This is a genomic window from Flavonifractor sp. An306, from assembly GCF_002159455.1.
GTDB lineage: Bacteria > Bacillota > Clostridia > Oscillospirales > Oscillospiraceae > Flavonifractor.
Map to the genome: position 1 here is coordinate 1 of NZ_NFIQ01000259.1, position 588 is coordinate 588.

Sequence of the window (588 nt, forward strand, 5' to 3'; positions counted from 1 at the left end):
TAAGACCGGCTACTAATACCCCACGATCTGCCGGGCATACACGCCCGATGGATTCTCTTTCCGCATATGGGCGGCGGCACCAAACCGTGCTGCCGCCCTGACGCGGTCAACTTCGCGCCAGGGGATCTCCCCCCTGCAGGGCATAGAGGCATACCGGCCATTCATTCAAAAGATCTTGCTACATCCAGGGCAAAGGATTCCATCAAGCGTTTAAACTTATCATCCTCATTGAGATACTTCACAATACACCTGGCCGCATCCTCACCTGCAGAAATTGCGGGGCTAAACAAAAAGTGTTTTGAGTCGGAATCCTTGACTCTGGCCCAGACATTTGCCAAATAAATTGGCTGCCCTTCTGATCGTGTATAGTCCACGCTGACCTCCATAACAATGTCATCCGGGAGATCAAATGCGGATATTGGCAAATCGAAAGTAAAATAGTCCGGCCGGTTCATGACGGTCTGGCCGAAATCCGGCATATGAACGATTTCCCAGGGTGACCGTTCCTGATTGTTCTGTTCAAACTCCCGAACTTCCTCTTCCGTTGCCGCCCTCACCGCCATCTTTCCGCAGTCCGGGCACTGTTCC

General features: G+C 52.4%; 1 protein-coding gene. It reads right to left on the minus strand.

The window, feature by feature from the left end; translation table 11 throughout:
* Positions 1-161: 161 nt before the first annotated feature.
* Positions 162-588, minus strand: a 427-nt coding sequence (locus B5F88_RS20980) for a hypothetical protein (RefSeq protein ID WP_162612272.1), incomplete at its 5' end; no start/stop codon positions are given.